This window comes from Dehalococcoidia bacterium (genome assembly GCA_030018455.1).
Taxonomy (GTDB): Bacteria; Chloroflexota; Dehalococcoidia; order DSTF01; family JALHUB01; genus JASEFU01.
This window is the reverse complement of the sequence record JASEFU010000005.1, coordinates 100,469-119,310: the sequence shown is the minus strand read 5'-3', so window position 1 is coordinate 119,310 and position 18,842 is coordinate 100,469. Positions and strand designations below refer to the sequence as shown.

20 protein-coding genes are annotated in these 18,842 nt (G+C 65.8%); 7 read left to right on the top strand and 13 right to left on the bottom strand.

The genetic code is table 11. The features are described 5' to 3' along the window. Positions 1 to 52 precede the first annotated feature (52 nt). On the top strand, positions 53 to 1,339 hold the full coding sequence (locus QME71_07980; protein ID MDI6858233.1) for a glutamate-5-semialdehyde dehydrogenase: 1,287 nt from the start codon (positions 53 to 55) through the stop codon (positions 1,337 to 1,339). Between the two features lie 17 nt (positions 1,340 to 1,356). Beyond that, positions 1,357 to 1,701 (top strand): hypothetical protein, encoded by a 345-nt coding sequence (locus QME71_07975; protein MDI6858232.1) that lies wholly within the window; start codon positions 1,357 to 1,359, stop codon positions 1,699 to 1,701. A gap of 130 nt (positions 1,702 to 1,831) precedes the next feature. On the opposite strand, the gene QME71_07970 is transcribed toward QME71_07975, so the two are convergent. The 7 genes from QME71_07970 to QME71_07940 form a co-directional block, all read right to left on the bottom strand. Further along, positions 1,832 to 1,990 (bottom strand): hypothetical protein, encoded by a 159-nt coding sequence (locus QME71_07970; protein MDI6858231.1) that lies wholly within the window; start codon positions 1,988 to 1,990, stop codon positions 1,832 to 1,834. Between the two features lie 79 nt (positions 1,991 to 2,069). Further along, positions 2,070 to 2,993, bottom strand: a complete 924-nt coding sequence (locus QME71_07965; GenBank protein MDI6858230.1) for a cation diffusion facilitator family transporter — start codon at positions 2,991 to 2,993, stop codon at positions 2,070 to 2,072. A 3-nt stretch (positions 2,994 to 2,996) separates the two neighbouring features. Next, positions 2,997 to 4,076 (bottom strand): lysylphosphatidylglycerol synthase transmembrane domain-containing protein, encoded by a 1,080-nt coding sequence (locus tag QME71_07960; GenBank protein ID MDI6858229.1) that lies wholly within the window; start codon positions 4,074 to 4,076, stop codon positions 2,997 to 2,999. 22 nt (positions 4,077 to 4,098) lie between these two features. After that, a complete protein-coding gene (locus QME71_07955; GenBank protein ID MDI6858228.1) occupies positions 4,099 to 5,205 on the bottom strand; it encodes a DUF362 domain-containing protein in 1,107 nt (368 codons plus the stop codon). After that, complete coding sequence (locus QME71_07950) at positions 5,202 to 6,176, bottom strand: transketolase C-terminal domain-containing protein (protein ID MDI6858227.1); 975 nt, start codon at positions 6,174 to 6,176, stop codon at positions 5,202 to 5,204. The genes QME71_07955 and QME71_07950 overlap by 4 nt, the downstream gene beginning before the upstream one ends. A 1-nt stretch (position 6,177) precedes the next feature. Next, positions 6,178 to 7,044: a transketolase gene (locus tag QME71_07945; GenBank protein MDI6858226.1), complete on the bottom strand. Its 867-nt coding sequence runs from the start codon at positions 7,042 to 7,044 to the stop codon at positions 6,178 to 6,180. Positions 7,045 to 7,225: 181 nt separating this feature from the next. Beyond that, positions 7,226 to 8,545, bottom strand: coding sequence for an MFS transporter (locus QME71_07940; GenBank protein ID MDI6858225.1), 1,320 nt, complete (start codon positions 8,543 to 8,545; stop codon positions 7,226 to 7,228). A gap of 340 nt (positions 8,546 to 8,885) precedes the next feature. On the opposite strand from QME71_07940, the gene QME71_07935 reads away from it, so the two are divergent. Then, positions 8,886 to 9,593 (top strand): thioredoxin domain-containing protein, encoded by a 708-nt coding sequence (locus QME71_07935; GenBank protein ID MDI6858224.1) that lies wholly within the window; start codon positions 8,886 to 8,888, stop codon positions 9,591 to 9,593. Positions 9,594 to 9,642: 49 nt separating this feature from the next. Here QME71_07935 and moaC read toward each other — a convergent pair whose 3' ends face one another. Genes moaC through fbp form a run of 4 tightly spaced genes read right to left on the bottom strand, consistent with a single transcriptional unit; the run spans position 9,643 to position 12,884 of the window. Further along, positions 9,643 to 10,119, bottom strand: coding sequence for a cyclic pyranopterin monophosphate synthase MoaC (gene moaC / locus QME71_07930; protein ID MDI6858223.1), 477 nt, complete (start codon positions 10,117 to 10,119; stop codon positions 9,643 to 9,645). A gap of 26 nt (positions 10,120 to 10,145) precedes the next feature. Further along, positions 10,146 to 11,168: a GTP 3',8-cyclase MoaA gene (moaA, locus tag QME71_07925; protein ID MDI6858222.1), complete on the bottom strand. Its 1,023-nt coding sequence runs from the start codon at positions 11,166 to 11,168 to the stop codon at positions 10,146 to 10,148. Further along, positions 11,161 to 11,772 carry an RdgB/HAM1 family non-canonical purine NTP pyrophosphatase gene (gene rdgB, locus QME71_07920; GenBank protein ID MDI6858221.1) on the bottom strand — a complete coding sequence of 204 codons (612 nt, stop codon included), beginning with the start codon at positions 11,770 to 11,772 and terminating at the stop codon, positions 11,161 to 11,163. The genes moaA and rdgB overlap by 8 nt, the downstream gene beginning before the upstream one ends. A gap of 17 nt (positions 11,773 to 11,789) precedes the next feature. Continuing rightward, entirely contained in the window at positions 11,790 to 12,884 is a 1,095-nt protein-coding gene (gene fbp / locus QME71_07915) for a fructose-1,6-bisphosphate aldolase/phosphatase (GenBank protein MDI6858220.1), read from the bottom strand. Positions 12,885 to 13,063: 179 nt separating this feature from the next. Between fbp and QME71_07910 the strand changes: the two genes are divergently transcribed. The 3 genes from QME71_07910 (at position 13,064) to galE (ending at position 16,703) form a co-directional block, all read left to right on the top strand. Further along, positions 13,064 to 14,410: a folylpolyglutamate synthase/dihydrofolate synthase family protein gene (locus tag QME71_07910; GenBank protein ID MDI6858219.1), complete on the top strand. Its 1,347-nt coding sequence runs from the start codon at positions 13,064 to 13,066 to the stop codon at positions 14,408 to 14,410. Positions 14,411 to 14,472: 62 nt separating this feature from the next. Next, entirely contained in the window at positions 14,473 to 15,729 is a 1,257-nt protein-coding gene (gene fabF, locus QME71_07905; protein MDI6858218.1) for a beta-ketoacyl-ACP synthase II, read from the top strand. Beyond that, positions 15,726 to 16,703: a UDP-glucose 4-epimerase GalE gene (gene galE, locus QME71_07900; GenBank protein MDI6858217.1), complete on the top strand. Its 978-nt coding sequence runs from the start codon at positions 15,726 to 15,728 to the stop codon at positions 16,701 to 16,703. Before fabF ends, galE begins: the two co-directional genes overlap by 4 nt. A 19-nt stretch (positions 16,704 to 16,722) precedes the next feature. On the opposite strand, the gene QME71_07895 is transcribed toward galE, so the two are convergent. Together QME71_07895 and QME71_07890 are read right to left on the bottom strand one after the other, a co-directional pair. Continuing rightward, complete coding sequence (locus tag QME71_07895; GenBank protein ID MDI6858216.1) at positions 16,723 to 16,968, bottom strand: SWIM zinc finger family protein; 246 nt, start codon at positions 16,966 to 16,968, stop codon at positions 16,723 to 16,725. A gap of 173 nt (positions 16,969 to 17,141) precedes the next feature. Continuing rightward, positions 17,142 to 17,804 (bottom strand): response regulator transcription factor, encoded by a 663-nt coding sequence (locus QME71_07890; GenBank protein MDI6858215.1) that lies wholly within the window; start codon positions 17,802 to 17,804, stop codon positions 17,142 to 17,144. Positions 17,805 to 17,917: 113 nt separating this feature from the next. On the opposite strand from QME71_07890, the gene lipA reads away from it, so the two are divergent. Then, on the top strand, positions 17,918 to 18,814 hold the full coding sequence (lipA, locus tag QME71_07885) for a lipoyl synthase (GenBank protein ID MDI6858214.1): 897 nt from the start codon (positions 17,918 to 17,920) through the stop codon (positions 18,812 to 18,814). Positions 18,815 to 18,842 lie beyond the last annotated feature (28 nt).

Here is an 18,842-nt window from a genome sequence, read left to right as displayed (position 1 = left end):
CGGCCGGTTGGTGTATGCTTGGGGGGCATCATCCCAATGAGGAGTCACCACGATGACCGTCACCGCATCTGAGGTCAGGACTAAGGGCGAGGCCGCGAAAGCCACCGCGCGCCGCATGGCCGCCCTCCCAACCGACGTCAAGAACCAGGCGCTCCACGCTATCGCCGACGCGCTCATCGCCAACGAGAAGGAGATCCTCGCCGCTAACCAGGCCGACTACGACGAGGGCAAGCGCAACGGTCTCTCTGACGAGATGCTCGAGCGCATGACCCTCAACCCCGCGCGCGTCGCCGGCATCGCCGACGATACCCGCAACGTGGCTAAACTCCCCGACCCCGTGGGCGAGAAGTTCGACCTTACTATACGCCCCAACGGGCTCGTCATCGGCAAGGTGCGCGTCCCCATAGGCGTCGTCGGCGCCATCTTCGAAAGCCGGCCCAACGTCGTCATCGATATCGCATCGCTCTGCCTCAAGTCGGGCAACGCGGTGCTGCTGCGCGGCGGCGAGGAGTGCGCGCGCTCAAACGCGCTGCTCGGCCGCATTGCGTCGGAGGCGGCGACGAAGGCGGGCGTGCCCGAAGGCGCCATGCAGCTCGTCGAATCGCTTGACCGCGCGCTGGTGCGCGAGATGCTGAAAATGAACGACGTCATCGACCTGCTCATCCCCCGCGGCGGGCCCGGCCTCGTGAACATGGTGCGCGAGAACGCCACGATGCCCGTCGTCTCAGCCGCCGCCGGCGTCTGCCACACCTACGTCGACAAGGCGGCCGACCTCGATATGGCGGTGAACGTCGTCCACAACGCCAAGACGCGCCGCCCGACAATCTGCAACGCCCTCGAAACGCTGCTCGTCCACCGCGACGTCGCCGAAACCTTCCTCCCCCGCATCGCCGAGAAGTGGTCGGAGAAGGGCGTCGAGATGCGCTGCGACCCGACGGCGCTCAGCATCCTCCAGAAAGCGAACGGCGCCCGCGGCTGGAAGATCGTCCCCGCGTCGCCCGAGGACTTCGGCAAGGAGTTCCTCACGTTCATCGCCGCCGTGCGCGTCGTCGGCGATGTCGACGAGGCGATGGAGCACATCGCGAAGTACGGCTCCGGGCACTCGGAAGCGATCATCACCGAGGACTGGCCGACGGCGAGCCGCTTCCTGTCGGAGGTCGACGCCGCGGCCGTCTACCACAACGTGAGCACGCAGTTCACCGACGGCGCGCAGTTCGGGCTCGGCGCGGAGATAGGGATTTCGACGCAGAAGATGCACGCCCGCGGCCCCATGGCGCTCAAAGAGCTCACCACTTACAAGTGGATTATCCTGGGCAACGGGCAGACACGCCCCCTGTAGGACGCAAGGAGGACGACATGCCGGACTACAACTTCGAGCGCGAGTGCCGGACCCCGCACTCCGAGTGCTATGTCATCGAAGCGGACGACGACGAGATCGGACGCGTCGATATCCACTACACGCCGACCGCCGCCTATGCCACGCTATGCGTCCCCGACACGCTGTCCGAAGACGACGTGCAGGCGCTGATCACCGAGATCGACGAGCGGCTGGTCATGAGCAACGACCCTTATCGTGAGGACTTCGTGGTGACGGTGTGGGCAGGGCACGAGACGGGCGTGTACTCGGAGGAGGAGCCGTTCGAGGAGGAGGAAGAGGAGGAAGAAGAGGAGGAATCGGGCGGCAACGGCTACCGCGACTAGCCGGCGCCAGCCCCACGGGCCCCGACAATAGGGCGGGCATCCTGCCCGCCATCGACGCGCCTCTGCCACAGCCCAGCCTCTGAGGCTCGGCGGCCAACGGATACAGTAGGGCGGGCATCTTACCCGCCTTTCACCGCTCCTTCGCCACCACAAACCCCGTACGCGGCCTCACCGGGCCCGGCAGCATGCCGGGGCGACGCGCCCGCGAAGCGGGCGGGCTGTCGCCTGTGGCGACAGCCCTGAGCGCCTCCGGCGCTCGCGTCGCCCCCACCGCGCCCACGTCGCACAAGCCAGACGCTCGTTTTCCCTTGAAGAGCGCGCGTCGGGCGCAATCCGCCTACCCGTTTCTATCCGTCAACAGGAAAGTCTCACCGCCCAGCCGACCGCGGGCGGCGCGGACGCCCGTCGTCCGGCTCCGCGTGGATAGTCACCTCCGCGTCCGCAAGCGCCGACTTTATCTCCCCCTCGATGCTGTCCAGCAGCGCGTGCACCTCTTCCAGCGTTCGCTTCGGGTCTACGACCACGTGCAGCTCCACGTAGCGGTGGCGTCCCAGCCGGCGGCTACGCAGCTTGTGATAGCCGAACACCTGGCCCGGGTGTCGCGCCAGCGTCTCCTGCACAACCCGCTCCTCTTCTTCCGGGAGACGCACGTCCATAATCTGCTGCGACGCGCCGGCGAATATGCCCCACGCCGTCCACAGCAGGTACGCCGCCAGCAACAGCGCCACCGCCGCGTCGAACTCGTTCCTGCCCGTCAGCCCGACGAGAACGAGCGCAAGGACGACCGCCAGCGCCTGAGCGATGTTCGCCAGCAGATGGCGGGCGTCGGAGCGGAGGGCGAGCGAGCCCGTACGCCGCGCCGCTTGAGACACGTATAAGACGACACCCAAATTGACCACTCCGGTCACCAGCATCGCCGCAAGCCCCAGCCCGATTCCTATCTCCACCTCGCCCACGATCAGCCGCCGTATCGCTTGATAGGCGATGAACGCGGCGCCCGCCGTGATCAACACCGCTTGAGCCGATGCCGCGATGCTCTCCGCCCCCCCATGACCGTACGGGTGCTCCTCGTCGGCCGGCCTCGCCGAAAGGCGCACGCTCCACAGCACAAAGGCGGATGCTACCATGTCCTCCGCGCTGTCGATCCCGTCCGAGAGCACGGCAACGCTCCCCGTAATGACGGCGACCACCAGCTTGAGCACCATAAGGCCGGCGTTGGACAGCAGGGAGAGGAGGGCCGCGCGCGAGGCGAGGTCGGCGAAGAACGCCTGACGGCCGCGTGAAGCGAGCATCTCTTAAGGGGAGATCCGTCTCCCGTCGGTATTAGCCCCCGGCGATTCGGCCGCGCTCAAGGGACTCGCGGACGCCTGCCCCGGAGCGCCTCCCACGGCCGCCCGCGGCTCCCGTGATGGCGGCGCCATCGCCAGCCGGCGGCTCGTAATCGCCAGCGCTACGAGTCCCACTATCACCCCGAACCACAGGGTGGAGAACCGGATTATCAGCGTGGCGAGCGCGGCCACGCTCTTGCTCATATCTTCGACGATCACCTGAAGGAGACCCGTGATCCCGCCCTCGGCGACGCCCAGTCCGCCGGGAGCAATGAGCACCACGGCCCCCGCAAGCGTGGAGATCGGCAGGATGAAGGATGCCTGCACCATCAGCATCCAGCTCGGCTCAACCCCCAGCCCAACCAGCACGAAGTAGAACGCCACTACTTCCCCCGCCCACGAGACAAAGCTGAGCACGGTGGTGAATATGAGGCTCCAGGGGTTGAACAGCGTGTACGTGCTCTCGTAGAAGGTCTCGAAATGGACCGCGAATCGGCGGAGAAACGGAACCCTTTCCGCCCACCGCAACAGGACCCGCATCGTCGGGCGGTGGCGTGTTACGATGATCGCCACCACCGACGCCACGGCAACGATGACGAATACCTGCCACGCCTCCCCGAAGATGATCAGCCCTGCAGCCGCCAGCAGCAGCAGCGCCACCGCATCGGTGAAGCGCTCCGCCAAAAGCACGGGCGCCGTCCGCACGAAGGGCGGGCCGTTCATCTCCTGCAACAGATAGCTCTTCAGCCATTCGCCCAGCTTGCCGGGCGTGATCACCATCGCCAGGCCGGAGAAGAAGGCCAGGAAGCTGTCCCACTTCGGCACGTCCTTCAACCCGATCTGACCGAGGTAAAAGTGCCACTTCACAAACCGGATGAGATAGTTCGCCAGCGAAAGGGCCAGCAGGAGAGGCAGCAGCTCCCAGCGGAAGTCCTCCAGGCTGCCCATGATCTCCGCGAAATCGCCGTACGCCATCAGGCCGACGGCAACAGCCATTCCAAAGAGCAGCGAAATGATGAACTTCCCCCGCAGGTTGCTGAGGGTCAAAGCGAAGGCTTCCTTTCGAGGTCTAGTAGCTCTGGAAGAGCTTACCCCATTCGGTCTGGAGGGCCTGCTTTACCCGCTTTCGCCCCACCAGAGGATACCAGAGGTAATTGTAATACAGATTGGAAGCGAAAAACGACCAGGGGACGATGGGGGTACGGAGGAGGAGCTTCTCGAACGGCTTCAGCGGACCCCAGTAGATCAGCTTCTGACCGCGGCTGGCGAAATTGTTTTCGTCGGAGCGGAAGCCGAAGTTGATGCCGCTGATGTCCATCCCCACTACCTCGATCTTGTCGGGGTCGCCGCAGCCGAGTCCGCGCTCATGCGCCAGGCGAATGAATTTCAGCGACAGCGGGTCGAACCCCATCAGTTTGGCGGCGACGGCGTCAATAGCTACCTGGTCGGCGCTGGTGAGGATGAGGTTCTTCACATGCGCGCGCATCGTGCGGGGGCCCGGCCCGTCGCCGGCAATCGTGCCATCCATCACGGCGAAGATTCCCGGGTGTATCTCCTGCTGGATCGTGAGCAAATCGACAAGGGTCTCGTGGATGACGGAATGAGTCCAGTGCCGCTTGAACCCCAGCAGCCCGCCGAAGGCGTTCTTCATCGCCCCCGTCATCGTCGTGAAGACGTGGGTCTTGAGCGTGGGCATGTGGATGATGTTCTTGCCGATGAGCGCTTGCGGGATCTTGAGCCCCTCCGGAAAGACCTTATCGAGGACCAGCATCTCGCCCTTCGGTTCGTAGTCCACCCAGGGCACGCCTTTATCGTTGAGATGGAGGCTCGTCAGGCCGTACTTGTCGAGGACTGTCTTATGCTTGTTCTTGACCTCGCCCTTGTGGGAGTCGACGACGACCGTCCCGTTCTGCGCCGGCACCAGCTCCCGATAGCCGTCCTGCTGAAGCGCGCGGATTACGCCCTCGAGCTGCCAGGGCGTCGTCGAGCAGGCGGGATAGTAGTGCTGCCATGAAATGTTTATCTTCAGGACCGTAGCTATCGAAGGCGGCAGGTGCTTCGTGTACTCCGCCAGACGCATCGCCTTGCCGATGTCATCGAGCACCGACGCCGAGCCCGTATAGAGGACGGCGACGACAGGCTTCGGCGGGGAGCGCTCTGCCGACGTGCTGTTCATAGTCCCGACTTCTTGCGCTTGAGCACCGACCGCACCTCCCGCGCGATGCCCTCCGCCGTCAGTCCATACTTCTCGAGCAGCTCGTCCCAGCGGCCGGACTCGGCGTAGCGGTCCTGCACGCCGACAAAGCCCATCGGCACGGGATGAGACGCCGCCACCACCTGCGAGACCATCGCGCCCATGCCGCAATGCGCCAGGTGCTCTTCCGCCGTGACGATTGCGCCTGTCTCGCGCGCGGCAGCGATGATAGCTTCGCGGTCGAGGGGACGCACCGTGGCCATGTTGAGCACCCGGCAATCGATCCCTTCCTGCTCGAGCTGCGCCGCCGCGTCGAGCGCCGCCTTCACCATCACGCCCAGAGCTATCACCGTTACGTCCTTGCCCGGTCTCATGAGATGCGCCTTCCCGAACGCGAACCGGTACGTATCGTCGTAGATTGTGGGCACTTTGGAGCGGGTGCAGCGCACGTAGAAGGGGCCCTGGCTGCGGACGGCGGTCTCGATTGCCTGCGCCGCTTCCACGACGTCAGCGGGGACGATCACGCCGAACCCGGGCAGCGAACAGATAAGCGACAGGTCCTCGATGGCGTGGGCGGAGACCCCGTCTTCACCCACCGTGATCCCGCCGTGGCTGGCGACAAGTTTCACGTTGAGGTGCGGCTGGGCGACGCTCAGACGGATCTGGTCGAAGCAGCGGCCGGGCATGAAGACGGCGAACGTGCTGGCAACCGCGATCTTCCCCGCCGCCGCCAGCCCCGCCGCAATCCCGATCATATTCTGCTCCGCCACGCCCACCGTGAAGAAGCGGTCAGGGTAGGCGGCGGCGAAGAGGCGCGCCGTGGTCGAGGAGCCGAGGTCCGCATCGACGACGGCGATATCCAGCCCTTCCTCCCTCAATCTGATGAGGGTCGGCCCCAGCGCCTCGCGGGTCGCCGCCGTTCCCAGCGCGGCGGACGTCGACGTGACGGTCATCTCACTCCCCGCCCAGCTCGGCGAGCGCTCTCTCTGTCTCCTTTTTGTTGGGAGCGCGCCCGTGGAATTCTGGATTGTTCTCCATGAAGCTAACGCCCTTGCCTTTAACGGTGTGGGCGATGATCACGCTCGGCTTCCCCTTGACGGCCTTCGCGGCCTCAAAGGCGGCGATCAGCTCTCTCACATTATGCCCTTCCACCTCGCCTACATTCCACCCGAAGGAGCGCCACTTGGCGTCCAGAGGGTCCGTGCGCATGATGTCGTCGACGAAGCCATCGTTTTGAAGGCGGTTGCGGTCGACGACGGCGACGAGGTTGTCGACCCTGTGATGGGCGGCCGACATCGCCGCTTCCCACACCTGGCCCTCATCGAGCTCACCGTCGCCGAGCAAGCAGTAGGCGCGGTAGTCCCGTCCATCGAGCCTGGCGGCAAGCGCCTGCCCGATGGCAAACGACAGCCCCTGCGCCAGCGACCCCGCGCACGCTTCCACGCCCGGGATCGACTGGATGCACGTCGAAAGCGTGTTGGCGCCGGGCGGGAAGTAGGCGAAGGTGTGGCCCTGAAGGCGGCTACCCAGCTTGCGCAGGGTCAGCAGCTCTTCGACCGGGAGATAGCCCGACTCGGCCAGCACGGCGTAGAGGGCCGGGGCGGCGTGCCCCTTGCTCAGGATGAAGCGGTCGCGGTCAGGCCATAGGGGCTGCGCTGGATCGTGCCTGAGAACGCGGAAGTAGAGGGCGCAGAGGATTTCGACTGCCGACAGCGAGCCCCCGGGATGACCGCTGCCCGCCGCGGCGATCATCCTGACGATGTGACGTCTTACCCGTTTTGCCGTGGCTTCGATGTCTTCGATTGTCGCAGCGGCAATCAATAAGGGGACCCTGCCTTCGGGATGTGCATCAGCGGCCCGCCGCCGCAGATGCACTCCAATTATAGACGGAGCGCGTGGGGGGTGTCCACAAGGAACAACGGAGCCGGCGGAGGACGCGCCGCACACCGTGCTCTGAAGACGCACCCGCCGAGACGAGACCAAAGCGACGACACCGGGGGAATCAGGTCGGGGCCGGTTCGGCGCTCGCCAGACGTCGCAGCAGCGAGAGATACGCCGCCGCCGCTAGGCCCGCTGAAGCCGCCACAAGCAGCACCTCGCGCACTCCCGCAAACTCGGCTACGGTACCGATCACGAACAGCGGCACGAGCGCGAGCGCGTCGGACAGCGCGCTCTGGGTGGCGAACACGCGCGCCTGCGTCCCCGCGGGCGCCTCGCCGTTCAGCACGGCCTTCGACGCCACCTGCACCATCGTCACCGCAAATCCTACGGGGATGGCCAGGATCATCGCCATCGTGATGACGGACGACACGCCCACCCGGTCTTCGAGAAAACTGATGCCCAGATCGACGTGCGACACCACGAAATCGCGCACGTAGACCACCAGCCCGAGGCCGATCAACCCCAGCGCCAGCAGCACGAAGCCCGCCGCCGCCGCCTTGCTCGCGCCGAACAGCCGCGCGACGAGGGGCGTCAACCCCAGCGCCAGCAGCGCGCCGATTGCCGCCGGCGCCACCACGAACACAGTATCCTCCGTGGCTATCTTCAGGATGTCTCTCGTGTAATGCGGCGCCAGCACCGCGATCGAACGGGCGAACGCGGCCGTGATCGTCAGGTACACCATCGCCATGAACGCCCTGTCACTCGAATTGATCACCCTCCAGCCTTCGGCAAGAGCGCGGACTACCCCCATCTTCGCCTCGCCGGAATGGATCAGCTGCCTCCGCAACCCTCTGATCCCTGTGGCCAGCATCGCCGCCAGAACGAATATCGCCGCCGCCACGGCCAGCACGGCGCGGTCTCCGAATATCTTGAGCAAGAAGGGAGCGATGATGATCGCGCCGCCCACCTGTCCTGCCATGACCGACAGAACGAAGAAGGAGTTGGCCGCCGCAACCTGCTCCGGCCGCACCATCTGTGGTATCGCCGCCGATTCGGCGGGCCCCGTCAACTGTCCTACCGTCGAAAAGCCAAAGAGCAGCGCGTAGATCACCCAGACGTCATCTCGGAAATACAACATCGCCCCCACAATGCTGGCCCGGAGCAAATAGCCGGCGACGATCAGCCCCCGGCGGGGCAACCATTCGGCCACGGCTCCCGCCGGTATCCCGAAGAGTATCGAAGGAAGCGTGGCCGCGGTAACCAGGAGCACGGTGTGTATGCTGGAGCCCGTCTCCTCGACGATCAGGATGAGCAGCCCGTAAAGCAGAGCGTTTTGCGCCACCTGCCCCATCGCGCGCGATTGCAGCAGCCGCAGAAACGAGGGATCGCCCAGCAGGCCGGGCCTGCGCGCTTCCAGGAACACTTCCGGCGCGTCGTTCATACGAATGGCACGATGGGTCCAGCCGGTAAGCTGGCGCTACGGAACGGACGGGCTGTGCGGGCACCCGCTCGATCAGTCGGGGCGGCCTCAATCGGGAACAGGATGCCTCTCGATTAGCATACCCCTTTTCGCCCTGTTCTTCGAGCAGTTGACACTGCCCGAACGACTTCTGTAAAGTACTTGAGACTCTTGCTTGGGAGGGACCGGCAACAAACGGCCGGTTTTTCCGTTTAGGCGTCAGGAGGTCGGAAAGTTGACAACAGAACCGGGGTCTTCACACGCAAGGCGAGGGGGCCAGCCGCCATCCGGGCCGACGCCGAATATAGGGGCTACCTTCCTCGTGAGCCTGCTGACGGCAGTGGCGGTCGTCGCTGCGGCGGCAGGCATAAACCACGCCTGGCCCATATTCGGGACGAACGACGGCGGAGGGAACGGCGGCAGCGCAGTAGTCCCGCCCGGCCAGACGCCGCAGAACACACCTTCGCCGGCCGTTACGCCGGGGCCCGTCACTATCGATGTCGACGACAATCCGGCGAAAGGCCCCGCCGACGCAAAGGTGATGATCGTCGAGTTCTCCGACTTTCAGTGCCCCTACTGCGCGCGGTTTACGCAGCAAACGTTGCCGTCTATCCTCTCTGAATACAGCGACAGGGTGCGCTTCGTGTTCATGAATTTCCCGCTAACGTCGATACACCCCGACGCGTTAAAGGCCGCTGAGGCAAGCGAGTGCGCCTACGATCAGGGGGCGTTCTGGGAGTACCACGACCTCCTGTTCCAGAACCAGTCGGCGCTGGACGTCGAAAGCCTTAAGTCCTACGCCGCCTCCCTGGGCCTGAACACCAATGAGTTCAACGATTGCCTCGACTCGGGGGAGAAGACCGACGACGTAGAGAAGGACATGACGGCAGCGCAGAAGGCGGTCCAGGAAGCGGGCCTCGACCGCTTCGGCACGCCGGCCTTCTTCATCAACGGGAAGCATTTCGGCGGAGCGCAGCCCTTCGAGGCGTTCAAGCAGGTGATCGACGCCGCGCTGGCAGAAGCTGAATAAGACTCGCCGGGAACGTTGAACGGGGGCCGGCTTTCGGGCCGGCTTCCTTCTATTCGAGGACGATCTCGCCGCTCTTCCCGCCCGACTTGCGCACCAGCCGCACGGACTGGATCCGCATTGCGCGGTCGATTGCCTTGCACATGTCGTACACCGTAAGCGCGGCAACGGCGACTGCTGTCAGCGCCTCCATCTCCACGCCCGTCTTCCCCTCAGCCTTCGCGGTGGCGGTGATGCCCAGCAGTCCCTCCGCCTCGACCGGCTCGAACTGGACATCGACGGAGGTGAGGAGAAGCGGATGACACAGCGGGATAAGCTCATCGACGCGCTTCGCCGCCATGACGCCAGCCACGCGGGCAACGGCAAGCACGTCGCCCTTGGCTATGCCGCCTGATTGGATCGCCGCCAGCGTCTCCGGCTTCATGCGGACTTCGCCGCGGGCCGTGGCCTCACGAGACGTCTCTTCTTTGGAGGTGACGTCCACCATGCGGGCGCGACCCGACTCGTCGACGTGGCTCAGTCTGCTCATTTCTCCCACCGGCCCCTCAGAAGGCCCTAGCCGCCGATCTCGATCATGCTGCGATGCACGGGGCGGTCGCCGTCGTTCACGTGGTGGGAATCGGGCTTTATCTCCAGCGCCCGCAGGATCGCCAGCCGGACGGCGTCGTCGCCGCCTTCGCCGCGCAGCGCCGCCTTCACGTCCACCTCGCGATCGGTCAGGAGGCAGGGGCGCAGCCGCCCGTCGGCCGTGAGGCGGAGGCGATTGCAGCGGGAGCAGAAGTCCTCGCCGCTGAGGGGGCTGATGAACCCTATCCGGCCTGCGGCGCCCTCAAGCCGGTAGTATTCCGCCGGCCCGTTGCCGGTCTCGGTCTCCGCGGGCAACAGCGGCCCCAGATGCTCCTCTATCCGGCGCCTGACGACCTCGTTCGGCACGTACCCGGCCGACCCCGTGGTATCGCGGGCGCAGCTCTCCGACGGCAGGAAGGGCATGAGCTCGATGAAGCGCACCTCCCAGTCCTTGTCCAGAGTCGACGCCGCGAAATCCAGCGCCTCGTCATCGTTAAGCGACGGAATGAGGACGACGTTCAGCTTGATGGGGCGAAGACCGGCTGCAGAGGCGGCCTCGATCCCTTCCATCACGTCCTCGTAGCGCCCCACGCGCGTGATCTGTTTAAAGCGGTCGGGACGGAAGGTATCGAGGCTGACGTTGACGCGCCGCAGTCCTGCCTCCGCCAGCGCGTGCGCGTGCCGAGCCAGCGAGACCCCGTTCGTCGTCAGCGTCACCTCTTCGATGCCCGGGACAGCCGCAATCATCCGCACAAGATCGACGACGCCTTTGCGCGCCAGCGGCTCGCCGCCGGTCAGCCGCACGTGCCGCAGCCCCATGGGCGCCGCCACCTCGACGACGCGCCGTATCTCTTCATAGCTCAGGATCTCCGCCATGGGAGCGAGATCGATGCCCTGTTCGGGCATGCAGTAGACGCAGCGCAGGTTGCAGCGGTCGGTGACAGAGACGCGCAGGTAGCTGATCCGCCTCCCGTAGCCGTCGACAAGCGCTTGTTCCGGGTTCTCAGTCACGTCTCTGCTCACTCAGCATCGCTTTCAGAATCGCGCAGGCTTTTCGCGCCGCCCGCCCGCGGTGGCTGACCGCGTTCTTCTCAGAGAGCGGCAGCTCCGCGAGGGTACGGCCGTGCTCGGGTAGGAGAAAGAGGGGATCGTAGCCGAAGCCTCTTTCTCCCCGCGGCTCCTCCGCGATCGCGCCCTCGGCCACGCCCTCAGCGAAATGCACCTTCCCGGAAGGCTCGGCGAGGGCTATAACGCAGCGAAAGCGGGCCTTCCGCCGCGCCCGCTCGATGCCCTTCATCTCCGCCAGCACCTTCCTGACCCGCTCCTCATCGTCTGCCGCATCTCCCGCGTATCGGGCGGAAAGCGGGCCGGGCCTGCCGCCGAGAGCGTCGATTTCGAGGCCCGAATCGTCCGCCAGCGAGAGCAGCCCGCTCGCCTGCGCGAACGCCTGCGCTTTGATCTTAGCATTGGTGACATAATCGGCACCAGACTCCTCGACTTCGAGCGCGAGGCCGATCTCGGCAGGCGTGACGATCTCCCAGCCGCAGTCTTCGAGCAGGGCGCGGTATTCCGTTACTTTTCCGCGGTTGTTGGTGGCGAGCAGTAGACGTGGCAATGGTCGTGGCCGGAGGCCTATTCGAGGGGCTCCCAGCGGTCCATCAGCTTCTTCGCCACCGCCGGCATCGTCGTGTACTCCATCTCTTCCAGCGGCAGGCGATGCGGCTCAAAGGGGCCGTGCCGGCGGAAGTAGTCGGCCATGAGATTGGCCTGGCGCCGCGCCTCGTCGAAGCCGGGGTCGTCGAACATGTCGCGAGGCCCCACAAGACGCCCGTTCGCTAGCTGGAAGCCGAGACAGGCTATACGGGGCGGCCCATCGAAGCGCGAGGGGTTGGAGTCATGGACGGCGCAGGGCATGAGCGGGCCCTGGTGCGACCCCCTCATCCATCCTTCCACCAGGAACGGCAGAGTGAAGGGCTCCAGCACCTCTCCAACCGCCGGGAAGTCGCCCTGCGAGCGCACGATGCAGGTCGGGTCGTCTTTGCCGACGTAACGCCCGGCGATAAGGGAAAGGCGGTCGGTGCTGGAGACGGCGGCAACCTCACCGCTGCGCCTGCTGTACACCGCCTTCACGGCGTAGTGCGAGGGGGAACCCAGGAACACTAGGAGATCGTATATCTCTTCCGGCGCGTGGAAACGTATCTTGCGATGGTTTACGATATCGTGGACCTCAAACGTAAAGCCCGCGTGCAGGTTCTCGGCGATGACGAGGCCCGCCGTGTTGAACGGGTCGGCGAACATCTTGAACAGCGGCAGGTTGAATGAGCCCGCCGATGTCTTGTCGGCCATAAAGATGAGAAGGGGCTCCGAGGTCCGCTCCTCCAGCTCCATCTCCGCCGAGCCGGGCCCCATGCCGCGGATGTTGCCGGAGAACGCCTCGGCAAGCAGGTCCTGGCCGGCGCCGTAGAGCTTCAGTCGCTTGGCTTCTTCAGTGCAGGCGCGGAATATGTCCCAGGCAAGGGAATGCACCACTTCGTCGTTCACACCGTGGTCGTGAGTCATGATCAGAAAGAGATCGTCCCCGCACCGGTCGACGTGGAAATCGATGAGAACGCCCTGTTGTCTGGCCTTGTCGAGCCCCTGGTTGGCGCACTCCGTAAGGTCGGGATGCATCGAGGAATGCCCTACGTAGCCGCCTACGTCTGCTTTGATGACACTAACGGTAATCATTGTTCACCTCCTTGCGGCGCCGCGCCGGACAAGAAAACAGGACACCCGCGGTCACTCAAGAAATGGCGCGAGATGTCCCCGTCCCCATCAGACTCTTCCTGTACGGCCAATGGTAGCAGCGGTGTCAAGTGGGCGTCAAATGACAGACATCCTTGCCTGCGGAGGGATCCGATGCTACTATGCGTAACCACCGGAGCATGGACTACGAACAGGCAATCGCCTACCTCCTGAGCTTCGCCGATTTCGAACGCAGCGGCCGCTTCAGCACACGCACCGATCTCGCGCCCATGCGGCGACTCCTGCGCGAGGTCGGCGACCCGCAGCTTGGCCGGCTCACCGTCCATATTGCCGGCAGCAAAGGCAAGGGAAGCGTCGCTGCCATGATCTCGACCATACTGAGCGAGTGCGGCCTGAAGGTCGGCGCCTTCATAAGCCCGCACCTCCACAGCTTCCGAGAGCGCATTCAGATCGACGGCGACTCAATTAACCGCGACGATTTCGCCGCCCTCGCCGGAGAGCTCCCGCCGGCCGTCGAACAGGTAAAAGCTGCCTTCCCCAGGCGCGAGCTCGTGACCTTCGACCTGTTCACGGCGATGTCGTTCATGCACTACCGGCGGACGCAGGCGGATGTCCAGGTGATGGAGACGGGCCTGGGAGGCCGCCTCGATTCCACGAATGCGGTGGAGAAGAAAGAGGTCTGCGTAATCACGCCCATCGGGCTCGAGCATACGAACATTCTCGGCGACACGGTGGAGCAGATAGCAGGCGAGAAGGCGGGGATCATCACCCCCGGCGCCGTCGTCGTTATGGCGCGGCAGCCGGAGCCGGCGGCGGCAGTGATACGAGACGTCAGTTGCCGTCAACGGGCACCCCTGATCGATACGGGGGAGACCTGCCGCATCGAACGCCTGGGGCACGACCTCGACGGGCAGGACTTCCGGCTTGAGACCCCCGTCCGGACATACGAAGCGCGGCTTCCGCTCCTGGGCCGCCACCAGCTTGAGAACGCCGCGACAGCGCTGGTCGCCGTCGAAGCGCTGGCGCCGTACGGCGTGCGCGCGGGGCCGGAGGAAGTTCGCCGGGGCCTCGCGGGCGTGCGCTGGCCGGGGCGTCTCGAGGTGGTGGAACGCCGCCCGCTGCTCGTGCTCGACGGCGCCCATAGCGCGGAAGCGGCGCGCCGGCTGCGGGAGACGCTTCTGGAAGACTTCTCGTTCTCGCGCTGCATTCTCGTCGCCGGCCTCTCGAAGGACAAGGACGCCGCCGCCTTCGCCGCCGAGCTAACGCCGCTCGAGCCGTCCGTCATCGCCGCGCGGGCGTCCCACCCCAGGAGCGCGCCCGCGTCCGACGTGGCGGCGGCTTTCGCCGCGCTCGACGCGCCCACGCTGGTCCTGGAAGACGTGCGCGCTGCCGTCGACGCCGCCCGCGGCCTCGCCCGGCCCGACGACCTCATCTGCGTCACCGGCTCGCTCTTTGTCGTCGCCGAGGCGCGGGCCTATTTGCTCGGCATCGAGGAGCACGGAGCTTGAACCCGGGCAGACCTGACGATTAGAATCTCGCGAGAGAGGACGCACAAGACAGGATGGAGAACATGAGAGGAAGCGGTCCGGTCCGTCGTGTCGTTGTCACCGGCCTAGGAGCGATAACCCCCCTGGGGCTGACGGTGGAGTCGTTCTGGGACGGCTGCGTGAACGGACGCTCGGGCGTCACCCGGATAACCAAGTTCGATGCAAGCGCCTACCCGACGCAAATCAACGCCGAGGTGAAGGGGTTCGACCCGCTCGATTACATCGACCGCAAGGAGGCGCGGCGGATGGCGCGCTTTACGCAGCTTGCGGTGGCGGCGGCCCGCCAGGCAATCGAAGCGGCGGCGCTCGACCTCGAGAAGGAAGACCGCAGCCGGATCGGCGCTGTCCTCGGGAACGGCAACGGCGGCTTCCCCAACACGGAGGAGGCGATGCGCACGCTGGTCGAGAAGGGCGGCATGCGCATGGACCCCTTCTACATTCCGAAGATGCTGCCCAATATGGCCGCCGCCCAGGTGGCCATCCAGTTCGGCCTGAAAGGCTACAACAACACGGCGATCACCGCCTGCGCCGCTTCCACTCAGGCCATCGGCGAGGCGCTGGAAGTCGTCCGCCGCGGCAAGGCCGACGTCATGGTGACGGGCGGCACCGAGGCGGGCATAAGCGAGCTCGGACTGGCCTCCTTCTGCGTGATGCGCGCCCTCTCGACACGGAACGACGAGCCTGAAAAGGCAAGCCGCCCCTTCGACGCCGAACGCGACGGCTTCGTGTGCGCCGAAGGCGCGGCGATACTCGTGCTCGAAAGCCTGGAGCACGCGCAGAAGCGGGGCGCCCCCATCCTGGCGGAGCTTGCCGGCTACGGCGCCAGCGCCGACGCCTTCCACATCGTTGCCCCCTGCGAAGACGGCGACGGGGCGCTCCGCGCGATGCGCTGGGCGCTTGAGGACGCAGGCGTGACGCCGGCCGAGGTGAGCTACATAAACGCCCACGGAACGTCGACGCCGCTGAACGACGCCGCGGAAACCAGGGCGATCAAGGCGCTCTTCGGCGAGCAGGCCTACAAGGTCCCTATCAGCTCCACGAAGTCGATGATCGGCCACGTGCTGGGCGGCGCCGGCGCGCTGGAGTCGGTGGCCTGCGTTCAGACACTCCTGAGCCAGACCATCCATCCCACCATCAACCGGGAGCACCCCGACCCCGAGTGCGACCTCGACTACGTGCCGGAGGGCGCGCGCAAGGCCGACGTGCGGGTCATCCTCAAGAACAGCTTCGGCTTCGGCGGGCAGAACGCCTGTCTCGTCTTCCGGAAGTTCGAGGGATGAACGTCCTGGTTGTAGGCGGCGCCGGGTACATCGGCAGCGTCACCGTCGCGGAGCTTCTCGATTCCGGCCACCAGGTTGTCGTCTACGACAGCCTGGTCACCGGGCACGTGGAGGCAGTCTCCCCGGGCGCAGAGCTTGTCGTCGGCGACCTCGCGGACCAGGCCCTGCTTAACGACGTCTTCGCCCGCCGCCGCTTCGACGGCGTGGTCTACTACGGCGGCTTCATCGCGGCCGGCGAGTCGATGCAGGAGCCGGGCAAGTACTTCCAGAACAACGTCTCCAACGTCATCAATCTCCTCAACAGCATGGTGTCGCACGGCGTCATGCGCTTTGTATTCAGTTCCAGCGCCGGCGTTTACGGCGACCCCCCGTCGGTGCCGATACCGGAGGACGCGCCGCTCGCCCCGCTCAACCCGTACGGCGAATCGAAGGCGGTGGTGGAGCGGCTCCTGCGCTGGTACGACTCGCAGTGCGGCCTCCGTTACGTCTCCCTGCGTTACTTCAACGCCGCTGGGGCCACCGACCGCCTGGGCGAAGACCACCGCCCGGAGACCCATCTCATCCCCGTCGTGTTGCAGGCTGCGCTCGGGCAGCGCGACGCCGTGGATCTCTACGGCACGGACTACCCGACGCCTGACGGCACGTGCATCCGCGACTACGTCCACGTCTCCGACCTGGCGCAGGCGCATTTCCTGGCGTTGGAACGCTGTGAGGCGGGGAGCGCCGTCTACAACGTGGGCAGCGGGCAGGGCTTCTCCAACCGCGAGGTGGTGGAGACGGCGCAGCGCGTTACCGGCCGCACGATAGCCGTCAGGGAGGCGCCGCGCCGCGAGGGCGACCCCGCGGCCCTCGTCGCAAGCTCCGACCGGGCGCGCAGCGAGCTGGGTTGGCAACCGCGCTTTACGGAGCTGGCGGAGATAATCGAAAGCGCCTGGCTGTGGCACCAGGCGCACCCGAACGGCTACGGCGGCTAGCAGCCTCCCGTCTACAGTCTTAGCTTGTCAGCGCCTCCCGGGGCAACATCCCCTCCAGGATCCGCTCCAGCGCCATCGTGTGCGAGCATAGCCCCCGTCCGGCAAAGAAATCGCACGTGCAGCGCCAGCGCCCGTCTTCGAACGTCACGTGGTGGGAGGAGTTCTCCCCCTGGAAATCGACGGCAAAGCTGTTGAAACGCAGCCGGTGCCGCTCCTGCGCGTAGCGCTTGGCCTTCTCGATCTTGCCGATGAGGCTGGAGTTCATTTCACTCTCCTGCTCGGGCAGTCAAAAAGGCACCGGACACTACCTGCCGATGCCTCAGAAGCCCACGTATTCAGTTGGAGTAACGCCACTCACCGCGGCTCTTCCCTCCGACCGATTACATTCTAGGCTGCTCCCTGCCGCCCGTCAAGGCCCATCTGGTGCGACGAAAGGCGTCAGGAGGCGTGGAAGCGGTAGCCCACGCTCCGCACCGTCTCTATGAACGTGTGGCCGCCGTGCTCCAGCTTGCTGCGCAGCCGCCGTATGTGCACGTCGACGGTGCGGGCGCCCCCGTAGAAGTCGTACCCCCACACCTTGTCGAGAAGGGCTTCCCGCGTGAAGACGTGGTCGGGGTGAGTGGCCAGAAAGCGGAGCAGCTCGTATTCCTTGTATGTCAGGTCGATCAGCGCGCCCTCCACGTACACGCGATAGCTCGCCGTATCGATCAGGAGCGCCCCCTGCCTTACCACGTCCGCCGGCGCCTCCTCCGGCCTGCCGATGAGCCGTCGCAGGCGCGCCGCCAGCTCGCCCGGCCGCAGCGGGTACAATACGAAGTCGCTCGCGGCGAGATTGTTCTCGTTCAGCAGGACATGCGCCTCGCCCAGCACCGCGATGACCGGCACGCGGTCCCTGCCTTCTTCCGGCGGCAGAAGTTCGCGGGCCGCGGGGCCTTCGACTTGCGAGAGGTCGAAGACAAGCGCCGTCGGCGACGCCTTCGACGCCAGCACTTTCGGGAGGAGGGCGGCGCGGCAGAGCTCGACGTCGTACCCCGCGTCCGTGAGCTGTCGCGCTATCTCCTCGCTGCTTTCGCCGCCCCCGACGACAAGTATCCTCTGCACTACCTCGCTCGCATGTTCGCTATTGCGCCAACAGTATAGCAGAAGCGTTGTCCCGCCGGATATTACTTCGGACGGACGGCGGCAAAACCTGATATCATGAGCGTGAGGCAGACATGAAAGAAGGCGATTCCCCCGGGGCGGCAGCGCCGCGCCGCCTGCCCGGATGGCTGAAGGTGCGCGCCCCCGGCGGGCCGAACTACTTACGCCTGCAAGCGCTGCTGCGACGGTCGGCGCTCCACACCGTCTGCGAGGAGGCCGGCTGCCCCAACATCGGCGAGTGCTTTGAGTCGGGGACGGCGACATTCCTCATCCTCGGCGACGTCTGCACCCGCGCCTGCCGCTTCTGCGGCATCCGGAAGGGCCGTCCCGCCGCCCTCGACGGCGAGGAGCCGCGGCGCGTCGCCGAGACGGTGCGCCTCTTCGGCCTGCGTCACGCCGTCGTCACCTCGGTCACACGCGACGACCTCCCGGACGGCGGCGCTTCTGTCTTCGCTGCCGTGATCGATTCGATCCGCGAAGTCTCACCGGGCACGACCGTCGAAGTGCTGGTACCGGACTTCCGGGGCGACCAGCGGGCGCTGACGCATGTCCTCGAAGCCCACCCCGATATCCTCAATCACAACGTGGAGACCGTGCCGAGGCTCTATCGAGAGGTCCGGCCCCAGGCGCACTACACGCGCTCGCTGGAGCTGCTGCGCCGGAGCAGAGAGAGCGGCGCGCTAACCAAAAGCGGGCTGATGGTCGGGCTGGGCGAAAGCAGGGAGGAGCTGCGCGAAGTCTTCGGCGACCTCCGGGCGGCCGGCTGCGATGTCCTCACCATCGGCCAGTACCTGCGGCCGGGCGCGAAGCAGTTGCCGGTCGTCCGCTTCTACCCTCCCGCTGAGTTCGATGAGCTGCGACGCGAAGCGGAGGAGGCCGGATTCCTCCATGTCGAGTCGGGTCCGCTCGTCCGCAGCTCCTACCATGCAGCCTCGCACCTTAGCGCCGTGCCCGGCGGCTGCGCGCCCTGACGCCGCTTCAGCTTTCGCCGCAACCGCC